17 protein-coding genes are annotated in these 16,617 nt (G+C 73.6%); 13 read left to right on the top strand and 4 right to left on the bottom strand.

Annotated elements, in window-relative coordinates; all coding sequences use genetic code 11:
- Positions 1-274: 274 nt before the first annotated feature.
- Positions 275-661 carry a hypothetical protein gene (locus tag ABGB21_RS26220; protein ID WP_347652656.1) on the top strand — a complete coding sequence of 129 codons (387 nt, stop codon included), beginning with the start codon at positions 275-277 and terminating at the stop codon, positions 659-661.
- Between the two features lie 177 nt (positions 662-838).
- A complete protein-coding gene (locus ABGB21_RS26215; protein ID WP_347652657.1) occupies positions 839-1,066 on the top strand; it encodes a hypothetical protein in 228 nt (75 codons plus the stop codon).
- Positions 1,067-1,144: 78 nt separating this feature from the next.
- Here ABGB21_RS26215 and ABGB21_RS26210 read toward each other — a convergent pair whose 3' ends face one another.
- Complete coding sequence (locus ABGB21_RS26210) at positions 1,145-1,753, bottom strand: DedA family protein (RefSeq protein ID WP_347652658.1); 609 nt, start codon at positions 1,751-1,753, stop codon at positions 1,145-1,147.
- Between the two features lie 127 nt (positions 1,754-1,880).
- Positions 1,881-2,168, bottom strand: a complete 288-nt coding sequence (locus ABGB21_RS26205) for an NUDIX domain-containing protein (RefSeq protein ID WP_347679998.1) — start codon at positions 2,166-2,168, stop codon at positions 1,881-1,883.
- A gap of 140 nt (positions 2,169-2,308) precedes the next feature.
- Between ABGB21_RS26205 and ABGB21_RS26200 the strand changes: the two genes are divergently transcribed.
- The 3 genes from ABGB21_RS26200 to ABGB21_RS26190 all read left to right on the top strand — a co-directional run bounded on the left by ABGB21_RS26200 (position 2,309) and on the right by ABGB21_RS26190 (position 5,125).
- Entirely contained in the window at positions 2,309-2,911 is a 603-nt protein-coding gene (locus ABGB21_RS26200; protein WP_347652660.1) for a TetR family transcriptional regulator, read from the top strand.
- Positions 2,908-3,909 carry a type I glyceraldehyde-3-phosphate dehydrogenase gene (gap, locus tag ABGB21_RS26195; protein ID WP_347652661.1) on the top strand — a complete coding sequence of 334 codons (1,002 nt, stop codon included), beginning with the start codon at positions 2,908-2,910 and terminating at the stop codon, positions 3,907-3,909. The genes ABGB21_RS26200 and gap overlap by 4 nt, the downstream gene beginning before the upstream one ends.
- 181 nt (positions 3,910-4,090) lie before the next feature.
- Positions 4,091-5,125: a hypothetical protein gene (locus ABGB21_RS26190; RefSeq protein ID WP_347652662.1), complete on the top strand. Its 1,035-nt coding sequence runs from the start codon at positions 4,091-4,093 to the stop codon at positions 5,123-5,125.
- Between the two features lie 57 nt (positions 5,126-5,182).
- Here the strand turns inward: ABGB21_RS26190 and ABGB21_RS26185 are convergent, their stop codons facing one another.
- Positions 5,183-6,580, bottom strand: coding sequence for an MFS transporter (locus ABGB21_RS26185; RefSeq protein WP_347652663.1), 1,398 nt, complete (start codon positions 6,578-6,580; stop codon positions 5,183-5,185).
- 106 nt (positions 6,581-6,686) lie between these two features.
- On the opposite strand from ABGB21_RS26185, the gene ABGB21_RS26180 reads away from it, so the two are divergent.
- The 7 genes from ABGB21_RS26180 to ABGB21_RS26150 all read left to right on the top strand — a co-directional run bounded on the left by ABGB21_RS26180 (position 6,687) and on the right by ABGB21_RS26150 (position 14,215).
- Complete coding sequence (locus tag ABGB21_RS26180; protein ID WP_347652664.1) at positions 6,687-7,208, top strand: helix-turn-helix domain-containing protein; 522 nt, start codon at positions 6,687-6,689, stop codon at positions 7,206-7,208.
- 130 nt (positions 7,209-7,338) lie between these two features.
- On the top strand, positions 7,339-8,385 hold the full coding sequence (locus ABGB21_RS26175) for an L-dopachrome tautomerase-related protein (RefSeq protein WP_347652665.1): 1,047 nt from the start codon (positions 7,339-7,341) through the stop codon (positions 8,383-8,385).
- Between the two features lie 167 nt (positions 8,386-8,552).
- Positions 8,553-9,746 carry an ATP-binding protein gene (locus ABGB21_RS26170; protein ID WP_347652666.1) on the top strand — a complete coding sequence of 398 codons (1,194 nt, stop codon included), beginning with the start codon at positions 8,553-8,555 and terminating at the stop codon, positions 9,744-9,746.
- Complete coding sequence (locus tag ABGB21_RS26165) at positions 9,736-10,968, top strand: hypothetical protein (RefSeq protein WP_347652667.1); 1,233 nt, start codon at positions 9,736-9,738, stop codon at positions 10,966-10,968. The genes ABGB21_RS26170 and ABGB21_RS26165 overlap by 11 nt, the downstream gene beginning before the upstream one ends.
- Positions 10,941-11,624: a response regulator transcription factor gene (locus tag ABGB21_RS26160; RefSeq protein ID WP_347652668.1), complete on the top strand. Its 684-nt coding sequence runs from the start codon at positions 10,941-10,943 to the stop codon at positions 11,622-11,624. Before ABGB21_RS26165 ends, ABGB21_RS26160 begins: the two co-directional genes overlap by 28 nt.
- A gap of 253 nt (positions 11,625-11,877) precedes the next feature.
- Positions 11,878-12,741, top strand: coding sequence for a hypothetical protein (locus ABGB21_RS26155; RefSeq protein ID WP_347652669.1), 864 nt, complete (start codon positions 11,878-11,880; stop codon positions 12,739-12,741).
- A gap of 205 nt (positions 12,742-12,946) precedes the next feature.
- Positions 12,947-14,215 carry an AI-2E family transporter gene (locus ABGB21_RS26150; protein WP_347679996.1) on the top strand — a complete coding sequence of 423 codons (1,269 nt, stop codon included), beginning with the start codon at positions 12,947-12,949 and terminating at the stop codon, positions 14,213-14,215.
- An 89-nt stretch (positions 14,216-14,304) separates the two neighbouring features.
- Here the strand turns inward: ABGB21_RS26150 and ABGB21_RS26145 are convergent, their stop codons facing one another.
- On the bottom strand, positions 14,305-14,943 hold the full coding sequence (locus ABGB21_RS26145) for an XRE family transcriptional regulator (protein ID WP_347652671.1): 639 nt from the start codon (positions 14,941-14,943) through the stop codon (positions 14,305-14,307).
- 74 nt (positions 14,944-15,017) lie between these two features.
- Here ABGB21_RS26145 and ABGB21_RS26140 point away from each other — a divergent pair, with 74 nt between their 5' ends.
- Positions 15,018-16,613, top strand: a complete 1,596-nt coding sequence (locus tag ABGB21_RS26140) for an FAD-dependent oxidoreductase (RefSeq protein ID WP_347652672.1) — start codon at positions 15,018-15,020, stop codon at positions 16,611-16,613.
- Positions 16,614-16,617: the final 4 nt, after the last annotated feature.

Genomic DNA, 16,617 nt, shown 5'->3' with positions numbered 1-16,617 from the left:
CCGGCAGACGTACCGTCATGGCCGGCAAACGGTGGGACGGGACCTCCGGTCCCGTCCCACCGTCGTCTTCCGGGCGCGGCCTCGTTTTCCGGCATCACGGCGGGGTACCCCGACCGTGGGAGGGGCCCTTCCGCACCCCTGGCTGCCGCCCGGGCGACAACAAGGGACCTTCCTCTCGCCGGGAGAGGGGGTGGAGGTGGCCGGGGCAGGGCGACGACCGCGTGCCGCCACCGCGGCGGTGCTCCGCGGGGGTGCGCGCGGCACGGTGGCCGCGATGGCGATGTCCGGGGTACGGCAGGCCACCACCGCGCTCGGGATCGTCCAGCGCACGCCCCCCGAGTCGGTGCTGTTGCACACGGCGCCCGGCCTCTTCCGCCGGGTGCCGGTGGCCCGCCGGCAGGCGCTCGTCGAACTGGTCCACTGGGCCTACGGCACGGCCGGTGGCGCGCTCTTCGGGCTGCTGCCCCGGGGTCTGCGTCGACGGCGCTGGGTCGGCCCGGCGTACGGCTTCGGCTTCTGGGTGGTGTTCGAGGTCGGCCTCGCCCCACTGCTCGGCATCAGCGAACGTCGGCACGGGGTCCGGGAGCAGTTCGGCCTGCTCGCCGACCACCTCCTGTACGGCGTCGTGGTGGCCGCCTCGCCGTGGCCGCACGCCGACTGAGCACGCCCGGGCCGAGGGCCGACCGAGCACGCCCGGGCCGAGGGCCGACCGAGCACGCCCGGGCCGCACGCCGACTGAGCACGCCCGGACCGACGACAGCCAGTGCGGGCGGGGCGCGGGTTCAAGCAGGTGGGAAAGGGGAAGGCGATCGGTGGCAGCCGAGGGAGGGAGATCACCATGGGTAAGAAGCACGGCCACGCCGACAACATCGTCTACGACCTGGTTTCCATCCAGTACCACGCGCTGAAGGGTGGACAGGTCTACGAGCAGTACAAGAACGACGCCGAGGGCCATGACGACATCCGGCAGTTCATCGAACGCATCCAGCGCGAGGACATCGACCGGGCGCAGCGGGCGCAGGAACTGTTGGCGACGATCATCAACGTTCCGGTCGGCGCCCGCTGACGGACGTACCGGTCGGGCGGGCGGTGGCGAGGTCGACGGGCCGCGTGCCGGGTCCGCCGACGGTGCTGGTGGAGGCGGCTACCGGTGCCGACGACGGCGGCGTAACCACCACCAGACTCCGAGCGCCACGACCACCAGGGCGGCGAGGCCGGCACCGGCCTCGCCGAGGTGGTTCTCCACCCGCCGCCAGGAGGCACCGGCCAGATAGCCGACCAGCACCACGGCGGTCGCCCAGGCCGCGCCGCCGATCGCGTTGTAGAGCAGGAACCTGCGGTACGGCATGCGGTTCATCCCGGCCAGGGCCGGCACCAGGGTACGCAGCACTCCGACCCAGCGGCCCAGCAGCACCGCCACCGGTCCGTGCCGGGCGATGAACTGTTCGGCGCGGTTCCAGCGGTCCTCCCCCACCCATCGGCCCGGTCGGCTGCGCCGCAGCGGTGCGCCGCTCCAGCGGCCGATCTCGTAGCCGACGCTGTCTCCGGCGATGGCACCCACGATCGACACGATGACCATCGCGGGCAGGCTGACCTGCCCGGTGGCGGCGAGGGCGCCGCCGAGCAGCAGGGCGGTCTCGCCGGGCAGGAAAAGGCCGACAAAGGCGGCGGACTCGCCGAAGGCGAGCGCGCCGACCACCAGTAGCGCGGCCCAGCCGGAGAGCGCGGAGAGGGTGTCGACCACGCCGTTCACCGGGCCGCCGTTCAGGTACGACCGCCGCCACCAGGGGTACGACCGCCGCCACCAGGGGTACGACCGCCGCCATCAGGGCCGACCCGGCGAGCGACTGCCGACTGGTGGGCACCGGCCGAAACGAGTTTCACCTGGTCATCGTGCCCGAGAAATTGCGACGATACGCCGGAATCACCCGACCCTGCCGGCCCCCGCCAACTCCTACGGCCCCCCGCCAACTCCTACGGTCCCGCGCCGGGGACTCCCCGATCTCGACGGCGCCGCCGACCAGTCCCCAGCCGTCGTGGTGACCGCGGCGGTGCACCAGCAGGATCCGGCCCCTGGGGTCGACGGGCAGGACCGCGGCCGACGGCAGGGGCAACAGTTCGGTCCCGAGGTGGGCGCGGAGCCGGGCGACGTACGGCCAGATGGCCATGCCGGCCACGGTAGAGCGACACGGTTGGCCGTGCGGACGAACCAGGCCCCACGAGGACGACCACCACCGCCCGGCCCAGGTTGGTCCTCGGGAGGGACACGAGGTTGCGCTGTACCTACTGGTATGTACAGAATACTGGCATGGACTCGCGACAACTGCTGGTCGAGACGATGAGCGAGCTCATGTGGGAGCGCGGCTATGCCGCCACGAGCCCGCGTGACGTGCGCGAACGGTCCGGTCTGGGCCAGGGCAGCATGTACCACCACTTCCCGAGCAAGCGGGAGCTGGCGCTCGCCGCCCTTGAGCGCAACGTCGTCGACCTGCTCCCGGCCGCATCCGAGCTCGACGGTCCGGGCGACCCGATGGCCCGGATCGAGGCCTATCTGATGCGCCCCCGCGCCGCCCTCAAGGGCTGCAAGGTCGGCCGGATGACCCAGGATCCGCAGGTCCGCGAGGACCCGGTGCTGCTCGCCCCGGTGGCGCGGGCGTTCGCCCAGGTCCACGGCAGCTGGGTGAAGGTGCTTCGCGAGGCGGTCGCCGCCGGCGAGTTGCGGGACGACCTCGATCCCGAGCGCCTCGCCCACACCCTGATGGCCGTCCTGCAGGGCGGCTACGTGCTCGCGATCGCGCAGCAGGACCCGGGCCCGTTCGACGACGCCCGCGCCGGCGCCCTCGACCTGCTCCGGGCGGCGGCACCGTCCGCACCGAGCAACACGAACGACAAGAGGAAGAGAACGTCATGACGGTACGCATCGGCATCAACGGGTTCGGGCGGATCGGGCGCAGTTACCTGCGCGCCGCCCTGGCGAACGACGCCGACGTCGAGGTGGTCGCGGTCAACGACCTCACCGACGCCCGCACGCTGGCCACCCTGCTCGAATGGGACTCCATCTTCGGCCGCCTCGACGGCGTCGCCTTCGAGGGCGACACGATCACCGTCCGGGGCAGGCGTATCAGGGTCTTCGCGCAACCGGACCCGGCGGCCATCCCCTGGGGTGACGTCGGCGCCGACGTTGTCATCGAGTCCACCGGCCACTTCACGGACGGCGTCGCGGCGGCGGCCCACCTGAAAGGTGGCGCGCGGAAGGTCATCATCTCCGCGCCGGCCAAGGGGGACGTCCCCACGTTTGTTCTCGGAGTGAACGACGAGGGGCTCGACCCGGACAGCCACGACGTCTTCTCCAACGGTTCGTGCACCACGAACTCGCTGGCGCCGCTGGCGAAGGTGCTGAACGACTCGTTCGGCATCGAATCCGGCCTGATGACGACGGTCCACGCCTACACGGGCGACCAGCGGCTGCACGACGCCCCGCACTCCGACCTGCGCCGGGCCCGCGCCGCCGCCGTCTCGACCATTCCGACGTCGTCCGGCGCGGCGAGGGCGATCGGCAAGGTGATCCCGGAGCTCGACGGACGGCTCACCGGCGCGGCACTGCGCGTCCCCGTCCCGGTGGGCTCGATCACCGACCTCACCGTGGTCCTCCGGCGCAGCGCCAGCGTCGAGGAGGTCAACGCGGCGTTCCGCGAGGCGGCCGCCTCCCCGCGGCTCCAGCGTTACCTGCAGTACTCCGAGGCGCCGCTGGTCTCGGCGGACATCGTCGGCAACCCCTACTCGTCGATCTTCGACGCCCCACTGACCGAGGCTGTCGGCAACCAGGTCAAGGTGCTCGGCTGGTACGACAACGAGTGGGGATTCTCCAACCGCCTCGTCGAGTTCTCCGAACGGATCGCCGCCGCCTGACGCCGGACCGCACCGGCCCGGGGTGACCGACCGGCGGTGGTGACCACTGCGCGGGGGTTGGCCGTCCCGGTGGAGCCGGCCCCCGAGGTCGCCACCAGCGCGGAACCGGGAGTCGGGTGAGCGCGTCACAAAGGACAGCGCGGTGGGATGGTGCACCGGGATCTGGGGATGGGGCGACGGCATGCGCGGACCGCTGGCACGACTCCTCGTCGGGCTGCTGCTGGTGGGCGCCGTCACGGCCGCCTCGAGCGGCTGCGCCGGAAGTGGCACGAACAGGTCCGGACCACCGGTCGAGCAGTGGCCGGTGCCGACCGGACCCGCCGTACTGCGGTCGAGCTGGACCTCCTGTGCCGCGGAGGCGTTCCCGCCGGACGGGGGCACCCGGGACGGGGTGCCGCCGCAGTACGACGAAGACCCGCTGACCCTTCCCCGGCTGCCCGACAGTTTTGTCGCCACCTCGGCGGTGCTCTGCGTCCGGGCTCCGCAGCAGCGTCCCGCCGGCGGCCAGGATCTGGTCGAGTTCGAGCGGCGGGCCGAGGACGTCGGCGACCTCGTCACGGCGCTGCGGCTGCCCGACGAACCCCGTACCGACAACCCGTGCCTGCTCAATCTGGTGCTCGTCCCGTGGTTCGCCCTGCTCGACGCCGAGGGGCGGTGGAACCGGCCCGGCGTACCCCGCAACGCCTGCGGCCAGCCCCGGCGTGAGGTGACGCGGGCACTCGACCAGCTCACCCTGACCCAGGTCTCGGCACGGCCGGTGCGGGAGATCGAGTCGGCCGGCGCCGCCGCCTCCGGCTGCGGGCAGGGCCGGGCCGACACGATCGCGATGCACACCCGCCTGGCGCCGGCGCAGACCTCCGGCCGGCTCGACGGCGTCCCGCTGGGCTCGGCCCGCCAGATCCGGCTCTGCGTCTATCGTGTCCCTGCCGACCAGCAGGGCAGTACGAAACCGGCCGGCGACTTCGAGTACGGGCTGCTCCTGCCGCGGGACCGGTGGACCGTACTGCGGGCCGCGCTGGCGGACCGGGGACCGGCCCGGGAGTGTGCCCTGCCGGCAGGCCGGTTCGCACTGTTGCAGGAGGCGGGTGTTCCGGTCGGGGCGGAGGTCACCGTGGAACTCGACGGCTGCCGACGGATCCTGCTGACCGCCGGTTCCGGCGACTCGACGCTGACCCAGGGCGACGCCGCCCTCGCTGACCTCTTCCGGCCGGAGTAGCCGCCGACCGGTCTGCGGCTGGGGAGTCGGCCGATCGCCGTGGCAAGCCGCCGCCGCTCAGCCGGTCGCCACGGCGAGCCGCCGCCGCTGGGTGGCGGCCAGCACGGCGCCGAGCACCGCGACGAGCGCGGCCACGGCGACGGTGACGTCGGCCGGGTCACCGAGTCGTACGCCGCTGGAGGCGATCGAGCCGACCAGGGCCAGTCCGAGCGAGGCACCGACGTACCGGGCGGTGTTGCTGGCGCCGGAGCCCATCGCGACGTGGTCGGCCGGCACGCTCTCCACGGCCAGCCGGGCCAGCGTCGCGTTCAGCACGCCGGTACCGATCCCGGCCACGGCGAGGCCGGGCAGCGCCCGTGACCACGTACCGGAGCCGACCAGGCCGAGCAGCGCCGCCTCCCCGGCGGCGGTGAGCAGCAGCCCGACCACCAGCAGCTTCGCCGAGGAGTGACGGGCGCCGAACCGGCGCATCTGCAACGCGACGAGGAACGCCATGCCGGACCAGACGGCGAAGATCCCGGCGGCGGCCAGCGGTCCCAGCCGCATCGGACCCTGCAGTTGGGTCGGCAGGTACGACATCGGGCCGAGCAGGGCGAGTCCGGTGACCAGCCCGCCGAGGGCGGAGAGCCGGAACATCGGGGAGCGGAACAGCGCCAGCTCCAGCATCGGCTGCCGGCTGCGTCGCTCGACGACGACAAAAGCGCCGAGCAGCAGCAGACCCAGCACCAGCGGCAGCAGGACCGGGGTACGCAGCCAGCCGGTGCGCCCGTCGGTGACCGCGACCAGCAGCAGGGCGAGGCCGGCGGCCAGGGCGACGGTTCCGGCCCAGTCGACGGGCCGGGGCCGGCTCGACCGCGACTCGTCGAGCAGCCACGCCCCGAACGGTACGAGGGCGACGGCGGCGACCGCTGCCACCACGTGGTACGCCCGCCAGTTGACGAGTTCGGCCAGCGCGCCGCTGACCAGCGGCCCGAGCGCGATACCGGCACCGAGGGTGGCACCCCACCGGGCGGTGGCCTTGCCCCGTTCGGGCCCGGTACGGAAGGCGTGGCCGAGCAGGCCGAGGCCGGCCGACATGATCGCCGCGCTCGCCAGTCCCTGGAGTACCCGGGCGGCGATGAAGAGCAGGGGTTCCTGGGCGAGGGCGCTGCCCAGGCTGGCGAGCCCGAGCAGCCCGGTGCCGACCAGGAAGATCCGCCGCCGGCCGAAGTTGTCCGCGACGCTGCCGGAGACCAGCACCGTCGCCGCCAGCCCGAGGGCGATCCCGTTGATCATCCAGACCTGCCCGACCGGGCCGGCGCCCAGTCCGGCGGCGGTCTGTGGCAGCACGGTGACCGGCGCGGAGTAGTCCATCACGGCCAGCAGGGTGGCGATGCAGACCACCAGCAGGACCGCCCCGCCCGCCGACGGCCGGGCCGGGCCTCCGGACCGCGCGGCATGTTGGCGCAGCTCCATTTCCACCTCCAGGTTCGGCCCACACCAGGGCTGGGTTCAATGAACGAACCGGAAGACTACCAGACGAGGTTCGGTGAACGAACCAACCGGCGGGTACCATCGACCCGTGGCCCTGGGAAAGAACTACGAACGGCAGGACTGCTCCTTCGCCCGCGCACTGGAACTGCTCGGCGAACGGTGGACCCTGCTCCTGGTCCGGGACGCCTTCTACGGCGTACGCCGGTACGCCGACTTTCTGGCCCACCTCGACATCCCCCGGGCCGTCCTCGCGGAGCGGCTGCGCACCCTGACCGAGGCCGGGGTGCTGGCCCGACACCGCTACTCCGACTCTCCGCCCCGGGACGAGTACGTGCTGACCGAGCGCGGCCGCGAGTTGTGGGGCATGCTCCACCAACTCGGCCAGTGGGGCGAGCGGCACACCTCCGCCGGCGGGCCCCGCCGACTCTTCAGCCACGCCGACTGCGACGCGCCCCTCGACCCGCGCGGGGTCTGCGAGCGCTGCGACCGGCTCGTCCCGCCCGAGGAGGTCGAGGTACGCCCGGGCCCGGGTGCCCGGGACGACCTGCGCGACGATCCGGTCAGCCGGGCGCTGCGCCAGCCGCACCGGCTACTCGAACCGCTGCTCTGACCGGGCTCTCGGACAGCCGACAGACCGGGCCCTCGGACAGCCGACAGACCGGGCCCTCGGACAGCCGACAAACCGGGGCTGACCGGACGAAACGCTATTACCGGACTGATCCGGCGATACGCTGAACAGCATGCGCGCCGGCACCAGCGAGGACCCCCGACTGCGCCCGGTTACCGCAGCGGACCGGGTCTGGACGGGCGTGACCACCACCGGTGACGGCCGGGTCTTCGTCAGTTTCCCGTCGGCCGACGGCCCCGGGATCCAGGTCGGCGAGGTCGTCTCCGACGGTCGGATCGTCCCCTTCCCGGACGAGGCGTGGAACGAGGTCCGGCACACCCCGGACCCCCGGGGCGCGTTCGTGCACGTGAACGGGCTGCGGATCGGCCCCGACGGCAACCTGTGGATCGTCGACGCGGGCACACCCGGGTTCGGGCTGCCGGTCGTACCCGGAGGGCCCCGACTGGTCGTCGTGGCGACCGACACCGCGACGGTGCTCCGGGAGTACCCGCTCGACACGGCGGTGCACGAGCACAGCTACCTCGACGACGTACGGTTCAACGGGCCGGTGGCGTACCTGACCGACGCCGGGGCACCGGGCCTGATCGTGCTCGACCTGGCGACCGGCGAGGCCCGCCGGCTGCTGGAGCAGCACCCGAGCACCGTCGCCCGCCGACCGATGCGCGCCGACGGGGAGATCCTCCGGGACCCGGACGGCAACGAACTGCGGATCCACGCCGACCAACTGGAAGTGTCGCCGGACGGGGCGTACCTGTACTTCCAACCGGCGTCCGGGCCGCTGTACCGGATCGAGACGCGCTGCCTCGACGACCCGGCCGTACCTCCGGAGGTGGTGGCCGAGCGGGTCGAGCCGTGGGCGGACACCCCGACCACCGGCGGCACCGCCATCGACGCGGCCGGGGTGATCTACCTGAGCGACGTGGACAAGCGGCGGCTCCTGACCGTCGGGCCCGACGGTCGGGTCGAGGTCCTGCTCAGCGATCCGCGCCTGGCCTGGGCCGACGCGATGTGGCTCGACGGCACGGGCCACCTGTGGATTCCCGCCGCGCAACTGAACCGCACCCCGGGCCTGGCCGGCGGCCGGTCCGCCGTCGACTACCCGGTCTGGATCTACCGGCTGCCGGTCAACGCGGTGCCTCCGGCCAACGACCACGCCTGATCCGACCGCGGCAGCGGCCGTTTCCTGCCACGTCGAACCCGTTTCGGGGCCCCGCAGGTCGGCCACCGCCTGCTATTCTCCTGCTTCGATATGTAGCGGTACGGTCCGGTTCGGCACCCCTCGTCGGGGTACCGGCAGGTGGGTGAGCGGGGGGAGGGACGACGGAAGTGTCTGCCCCGTCCCCGCCCGAGATGCCGGCCGCCAGCGCCCTCGGCTGGGTCTACACGATCTTCCCCGCGCTGCTCCGGCTCACCTGCGGGCTCGCCTGCGCCGCCGTCGCGCTCGCGGTCCGCACCCCACCGGTCGACACCACCCTGCTGGTGGTCGCGGTGACCGTACTGACCGTCTGGTCGGCGTTCTTCGCCGGCTGGGTCGTCCGCCACAGCAGACACGCCCCGGTGATGGCCGTCGACGTTCTGCTCACCGTCGGGGCCTGCCTGCTGATCCGGCGCCTGGTGGCCGCCGAGGTGCTGCCCGGCGGGGTCAGCTGGGTGGCGATCCAGTCCAGCACCACGGTGATCATCGCCCAGTTCGTCCTGCCCACCCGCTGGTCGATCCCGGCCGGCCTGCTGGTCGCCGCCGCGTACGGGACGGGCGCGCACCTCGCCGGCGACCAGGCCGAGGCGGTCGACAACAGCGTCACCCTCGTCGTACAGACCCTCTGCAGCGCCGTACTCGCCGGGGTCGCCCGGCGCAGCAGCCGGCGCGCCGACGACGCCTTCGCCGGCTACCAGGAGGCGGCCCGGACCGCGCTCACCGCCCGGGCGGCCCGGATCGCCGAACGCCAGCAGAACCGGGACCTGCACGACACGGTGCTCTCCACGTTGACCGTGGTCGGCCTCGGTGCGGTCACCGGGCAGTCGGCGCCGCTGCGCGAGCGGGCCGCCGGGGACCTGCGTACCCTGGCTGCGCTGGCCGGGGGGCGCGAGCCGGCCGACGTACCGGCGGGCGACGCGGGCCACGACGGTGCCGACGGCGGCGACACCGCGCTCGACGAGCGGCTGCGCCGGCTGCTTCGCCGGTCACCGCAGCTGCGGGTGACGGTGGCCCTGGAACCGTGCGAGGTGCCGACCAAGGTCGCCGATGCGATCACCGACAGCGCCGGCGAGGCACTGTCCAATGTGTTGCGTCATGCGCCGGACGCCACCGCGACGGTCCGGCTGAGCCGCGACGGCGGCACCGTCGTGGTCGAGGTCGGCGACGACGGCCCCGGCTTCGACCCCGGCACGGTCCCACACCACCGGTACGGCCTGCGCGAGTCCGTGCACGGTCGGATGGCCACCGTGGGTGGACGGGCCGAGGTCGACTCCGCACCCGGCCGGGGCAGCCGGGTACGCCTGGAGTGGTCCGATGTCGGCTGACCTGCCCACCGTCTCCACCGTCGTCGGCCGGCCGGCCGAGCCCACCACCGACGGTCCCCCCGGCACGGACAGCGTCGAAGGCCCCACCGGCGCGGTCACCAGCACCGTCGAACGCGGACCCCGGCTGGCGGCGGTGCTCATCGCGTTCGGCTGGCACCTCGCCATCAACCTGCCGGCGGTGATCGCCCAGTGGGACCGGTACCGGTCACCGTGGGTGGTCGCCGCCGGCTGGCTCGGCTATGTGGTCGTCGGCGCGGTCGCCGCCCGGCACCTGCTCCGGGGAACCCGGGCGCCGGCCTGGCCGCTGATCGGGGTGCTGCTCGTCATCGACGTGGCGGTCCTCGCCTGCACCCCGCCCAACGCGGTGTTCGACTCGGCCAACTTCGGCTGGGCGACCCTCGCCTGGTTCGCGCTCCTGCTGCTCTGGGGGCGACGGATCCCGGAACTGGTCGCGGTGCTCGCGGCCGGCGCGCTCATCGCCCTGGTCGGCGTACTGGTCAACACCGACCGCGGCCCGGCCGAACTGAGCCGCTACGCGATGACCGTCTACGGCACCATCGTGCTGCCGATCGCCATGATGATCGCGATCAACCTGCTCACCGAACTGACCGGACGGACGGCCCGGGCGGCGGCCGCCCGGGACGCGCTCGAGACCGAACGGGCCGCCGCCGGCCGGGTGCACCGGGCCCGGCGCGACCGGCTCGCCGAACTGAACCGGACCGCCGGGGCGATCCTGACCGAGCTGGCCGAGGGGCGGGCCGATCCGGCGGATCCCGCCGTCCAGCGTCGCTGTGCCCTGGAGGCGTCCCGGCTGCGTCGGCTCATCGCCGAGTCGGACGACGTCCCGGACCCGCTGTTGCACGAGCTGCGGGCCTGTGTCGACGTGGTCGAACGCAACGGCCTCCAGGTCGATCTCGTCGCGGTCGGAAGCCTGCCGCCGCTGCCGGTGGAGATCCGTCGACGGCTGGCCGAACCGCTGACCGCGACCCTGGCCGCCGCCACCCGGTGGGCGCGGCTGACCGTCGTGGCCCAGCCCGACGAGGTGGTGGTCAGCCTGACCACCCCGGGGACCTCCACGGTGGCGTCCGGTCCGGCCGGCACCGGCAGCATCGACACCACCGGGGACGGCCGGACCGGCGACCCGGACCACGGGGCAGAGGTCGAGTACCTCTACGAAGAGAACGAGGACATGGTATGGGTGCAGACCCGGTGGCGGGCGTGACCTCGGAGCGGTCCCGGGTCGCCATCGCGATCGTCGACGACCACCCGGTGGTCATCGAGGGAATCCGGTCCTGGCTGGCCACCGAGCCCCGGCTGGTGGTGGTCGCGGCCGGCGACGACCCGGACGTGGTGCTCGCCGCCGACCAGCCGGCGGCCGACGTGATCCTGCTCGACCTGCGCCTGCACGGACGGACCGTGATCGACCGGGTCGCCGAACTCAGCGGCGCCGGCCGACGCGTGGTCGTCTACTCCGAACACACCGACTCGGAGACCATCCTGGCCGTCCTGGACGCCGGTGCGGTCGCCTTCCTGGCCAAACACGAGGGACGGGAACACTGTGTACAGACCGTGCTCGCGGCGGCGCACGACCGACCGTACGTGCCACCGGCGCTGGCCGGGGCGATCGTCGGCGACCGCCGCACCGGGCGGCCGGTCCTCTCCGACAAGGAACGGGAGGCGCTGCTGCTCTGGTTCCAGTCGATGTCGAAGGCGTCGGTCGCCCGCCGGATGAACATCAGCGAACACACCGTCAAGCAGTACGTCGACCGGGCCCGGATCAAGTACGCCAGGGCGGGCCGGCCGGCCGCGACCAAGGCGGCCCTGCTCGCCCGGGCGATCGAGGACGGCCTCGTCCGTCCCGACGAGATCGGCAGTTGACCCGGGAGGCCGGGCATCGGTCCCGGCCGTCGCACCGGTGGATCCACCCCGCATCACCCGACGGGTGTCCGGCGGGTCGGCCGAGCGTCCGACCCCCCAACAGCCGTCGTGACAGTTCCGTGTAATTCCGATTACCTGATGACCAAGACGTACCGGAACCCCGGAGGCCCTCCCCCGTGACCGCGCCCGACCCGGGCCCCGGTCAGCCCCGGCGCCCGGGTTCCGGTACCGACCAGCACAGCAGGGAGGCGACATGGCCGAGGACGCGTCTCCGTTCTTCATCCGGCCGCACCGGTTCGACGACCCCGCGCAGGACGACACGTACTTTCCCCGGCTGGACTGGCACCGTCGGCTGGTCCTGGAGCCGGACGAGCAGCTGCTGTGGCGGGACGAGGTGGACGTCGCCGGGCATCTGCTCTCCCCGGACGACAGCACCGGCGAGCTGGTCTGGACGCTGCCCCGGCGGGCCGAGGTGACGGTGACCGACCGACGGCTGGCGTACGTCTGCGTCGACTGGCGGATCGGGCCCGCTCCCGTACCCTGGGCCGGCTCCCGGCAACGGCGCCGCAGCGCTCCGATCGGCAGTCATGTGGTGACCGGGCAGATCCGCTGGCAGTGGCCGTCGGCGCTGCGAATCCTGCCGGCGACCGGGCCGGAGGCCGGCGGTCGGGATCCGGAACGCCTGCTGGTCGTCTGTGACGCCGTCCGGAGCACCGGCCGTCCGGCCCTGGCGCTCTCCGGCGGCACCCTCGGCTCGGCCCGTACGGTCCGCCGGGTCGCCACCCTGATCCGGCGCGGCGTCGCCGGGTTCCGGCTGGCCAACCCGACGATGGTGGAACTCGCCCCGCCGGAGTGGGACGCGTTGCTCGCCCGGGCCGGGCTGGCGCCGTTCGCCGATGCCCTGGCCGACCCCGAGCGTGGTGTCGACCTGCCCGGCGCGTTGCCGGTCGAGTTCGCGCACCGGGACGACTACTACCGCCGGTCGCTGCGCCGCCGCAACGCGCCGACCGCCGGCTGGGCCGCCACGACCCCGGGCCGGAACTCGTCGGGACGGAGCCGCTCCACCGTCGTTTCCCCCACCCGCTGGTCGGACCGCCAACCCGGCTCGGCCTCCTGACCGAGTCGGCGGAGCCGCGCCAGCCACCGGCCGTGGCCGAACCGCCGGACCCGCGCCAGCCATCGCCCCGCCCTCGGGGCGGGCGCCCGGTCACGCCTCCGGCCTGGCCCACCGCCCGTCCGGTCGATCACGCCGGCGGGCGGTGGCAGGTGTTGTCGGCCCGTCCGGTGGGTAACCAGGACACTCGGGCCGACAGGAGGCGGAGATGGACAGGGCGGCCGACCGGTCGGACGGACGCGGCGGGTACCCCGGGCACCTGCTGGACCGCCTCCCGTGGCTGCTGCGCTGGGCGGTGCTGGCCAGCCTCTGCCTGCTCGTCCTCGCCGCCGGGGCGTACGTCCTCGCGGAGATCGCCACCAAACTCGCCCCGCTGAGCATCGCCCTGGCCGCCACCCTCTTCCTGGCCGCGATGTTCGACCCGGTGGCCAGCCTGCTGCGCCGGCACCGGTTTCCGCCCGCGCTGGCCGCACTCGTCTCGGTACTGCTGCTGCTCGGTGTACTGGGTGGGGCGATCGTCCTGGTCTGGCGGCTGACCGCCGACCAGTTCTCCGATCTGGCGCAGCAACTCGACCAGGGGCTGGACCGGACCCGGGACTTCCTCACCTCGGCACTGCCGATCAGCCGGGAGCAACTGGACCAGTGGACGCAGCGGGCGGTCGGCGGTATACGGCGCTCGGCGCCGGACCCGGTCAGCGGCGCGGCCACCGTCGCGGAGGCGGCCGGTGGTCTGCTGCTCGTCCTGGTGCTGCTGTTCTTCCTGCTCAAGGACGGCCGCCCGATGTGGTACTGGGTCCTCGGCCGGGTCTCGGAGCGGTCCCGGCCGGTCGCCGCGAAGGCGGGCCGGGCCGGTTGGCGGACGTTGGGGGCGTACACCCGGGGCACCATGATGATCGCCGCGATCGACGCGGCCGGCATCGGGCTCGCCCTGGTCCTGCTCCGGGTCCCGCTGGCCCTGCCGCTGACCGTGATCACGTTCCTCGGCGGGTTCGTGCCGATCATCGGCGCGACCGTCGCCGGCAGTATCGCGGTGCTGGTCGGGCTGGCCGCCAAGGGGCCGACGACGGCGCTGCTCGTGCTGGCGGCGGTGATCGCGGTACAGCAGACCGAGGGAAACCTGCTCGAACCCCTGATCATGAAACGTCAGGTACGCCTGCACCCCGTCGTGGTGCTGCTCGCGGTCACCGCCGGCACCCTGCTCGGCGGCATCGTCGGCGCCTTCGTCGCGGTCCCGATCACGGCGGTCCTCTACAACGTGTTCAAGACGGTGGCCGACGAACGCCGGGCCGCCGACACCGCCGTCGGTGCGCCCGGCACCGGACGCTCCGGGGGCGACCACGGCCCGGAGACCGACGGACCCGGCGACGAACCCGCCGGGCGGCCGGAGCCGGGGCCAGGGCCAGAGCCAGGGCCGGAGCCGGGGCCGGAGCCGGGGCCAGAGCCGGGGCCAGAGCCGGGGCCGCCACCGGCCCGGTGACGGATACCCGGGTGCGTCAGGTCCCCCTCCCCCGCGTCGCCGACCCTTACCCGACCGAAGACCGGACAAACCGGCCCAGGCAGCCCGGGTCAACGCTTCGTCGGCCGGGCCCGTACGTGCAGGCGCTCGCCCTGCGGACCGAAGAGGGTGAGCAGTTCGGCGGTGCCCGGCCCCGGATTGGTCACGCAGTGCGGCACCCGGGTGTCGAACTCGACAACCTCGCCCGGGGTCAGCACCAGGTCGTGCTCGCCGAGCAACAGACGTACCCGGCCGGAGAGGACGTAGAGCCACTCGTAGCCCTCATGGGTCTGCTGGCGCAGCTCGGCGGAGGGGTTGGCCGGCAGGATCTGCTTGAAGGCCTGCAGCCCACCCGGGCGGCGGGTCAGCGGCAGGAACGTCATGCCGTGCCGGACGATCGGCCGGGCGTGCACCCTCGGATCCCCGGTGGGTGGGGCGCCGACCAGCTCGTCCAGGGCCACCTGGTGGGCCCGGGCCAGCGGCAGCAGCAGTTCCAGGGTGGGCTTACGACCGCCGGACTCCAACCGCGACAGGGTGCTGACCGAGATGCCGGTGAGCTCGGCGAGCTGGGTCAGGGTGGTGCCCCGCTGCTTGCGCAACGCGCGCAGGCGCGGACCGACCCCGGCCAGCACACCGGAGAGGTCCGGACCGTCACCGGACGCCGGGTCGCCGGGATCCGGGGCCCCGGGCCGCCGGGCGTCGTTTGCCATACCGGCAAGAATACTTGTCAGGTCGGCCGCCGCGTCGGACCGTGGACCCAGCGACGGACAGCAGGGAGAAGCGGATGGACAAGACGTACGACGTGGTCGTGGTCGGCGGCGGCGCCGCCGGGCTGAACGGCGCGCTGGCCCTGGCCCGGGCACGCCGCTCGGTACTGGTGATCGACGCCGGGCAGCCCCGCAACGCACCGGCCGGACACGTACACAACTTCCTGACCCGGGACGGTACGCCGCCGGCGGAACTGCTGGCCCTCGGGAACGCCGAGGTGACCCGGTACGGCGGCGAGATCGTCACCGGCCGGGTCGAGGCGGCGACCCGGGACGGCGACGGCTTCCAGGTCACCCTGGACGACGGGCGGCAGACCCGGGCCCGGCGACTGCTGGTGACGACCGGCGGCGTCGACGAACTGCCGGACGTGCCCGGACTGGCCCGGTGGTGGGGACAGCAGGTGCTGCACTGTCCGTACTGCCACGGCTGGGAGGTCCGGGACCGGCGGATCGGCGTACTCGCGACCGGGCCGCTCGCCGTGCACCAGGCCGAACTGTGGCGGCAGTGGAGTTCCGAGGTGCTGCTCCTGTCGCACCACACCCCGCCGCCGAACGCCGAGGAGGCGGAGCGGCTCGCGGCACGCGGCATCGTCGTCGTACCCGGGCCGGTCGCGGCGGTCGAGGCCACCGACAACGCCCTGACCGGGGTACGTCTCGACTCCGGCGAGGTGATCGCGCTCGACGCGGTTGTCGTCGCGCCCCGGCTCACCGCCCGCAGTGCGGTCCTGGAGTCACTGGGACTGGAGCCGGTCGACGTCGAGATCAACGGTCACGTGGTCGGCAGTCAGATCAACGCCGACCCGACCGGGGCGACCGGGGTGGCCGGGGTCTGGGTGGCCGGCAACGTCGCCGACATACGTGCCCAGGTGCTCTCCGCCGCCGCGGCGGGGTTGAACGCGGGTGCGGCGATCAACGCGGACCTGGTCGACGAGGAGACCCGGGCCGCCGTGCGGGCGTACCGGGAGCAGGTGCGCACCCTGTTCGAGGAGGCCGCCTGGGAGGAGCGTTACCAGGGCCGGCCGGCGATCTGGAGCGGACAGCCGAACCCGCAGCTTGTCGCCGAGGCGACCGACCTGGCACCCGGCCGGGCCCTCGACGTCGGCAGCGGCGAGGGCGCCGACGCGGTCTGGTTGGCCCGGCGCGGCTGGCAGGTGACCGCGGTCGACATCTCCACCACGGCGTTGCAACGCGGCGCGGCGAACGCGGCGTCCGCCGGGGCGGAGGTCGCCGGCCGGATCGACTGGCTGCACGCCGACCTGCGTGGCCGGCCGCTGCCCGAGGGCGGGTACGACCTGGTCTCGTCCCAGTTCATGCACCTGCCGAGCGCACAGCGGCAGGAGTTGTTCCGGCGGCTGGCGGACGCGGTGGCTCCGGGCGGAACCCTGCTGATCGTCGGTCACCATCCGTCGGACCTGCGCACCTCGGCGCACCGGATGCACTTCCCGGACATGATGTTCACCGCCGAGGAGGTCGCCGCCACCCTCGACCCGGCCGGGTGGAAGGTCACCGCCGCCGAGGCCCGGCCACGTACCACAGTCGACCCCGAAGGGCGGGAGATCACCATCCACGACGCCGTCCTGGTCGCCCGGCGACTGCCCACGGACGACGCCTGACCGG

Source organism: Plantactinospora sp. B24E8 (assembly GCF_039871735.1).
Lineage (GTDB): Bacteria > Actinomycetota > Actinomycetes > Mycobacteriales > Micromonosporaceae > Plantactinospora.
This window is presented reverse-complemented; position numbering and strand designations above follow the sequence as displayed.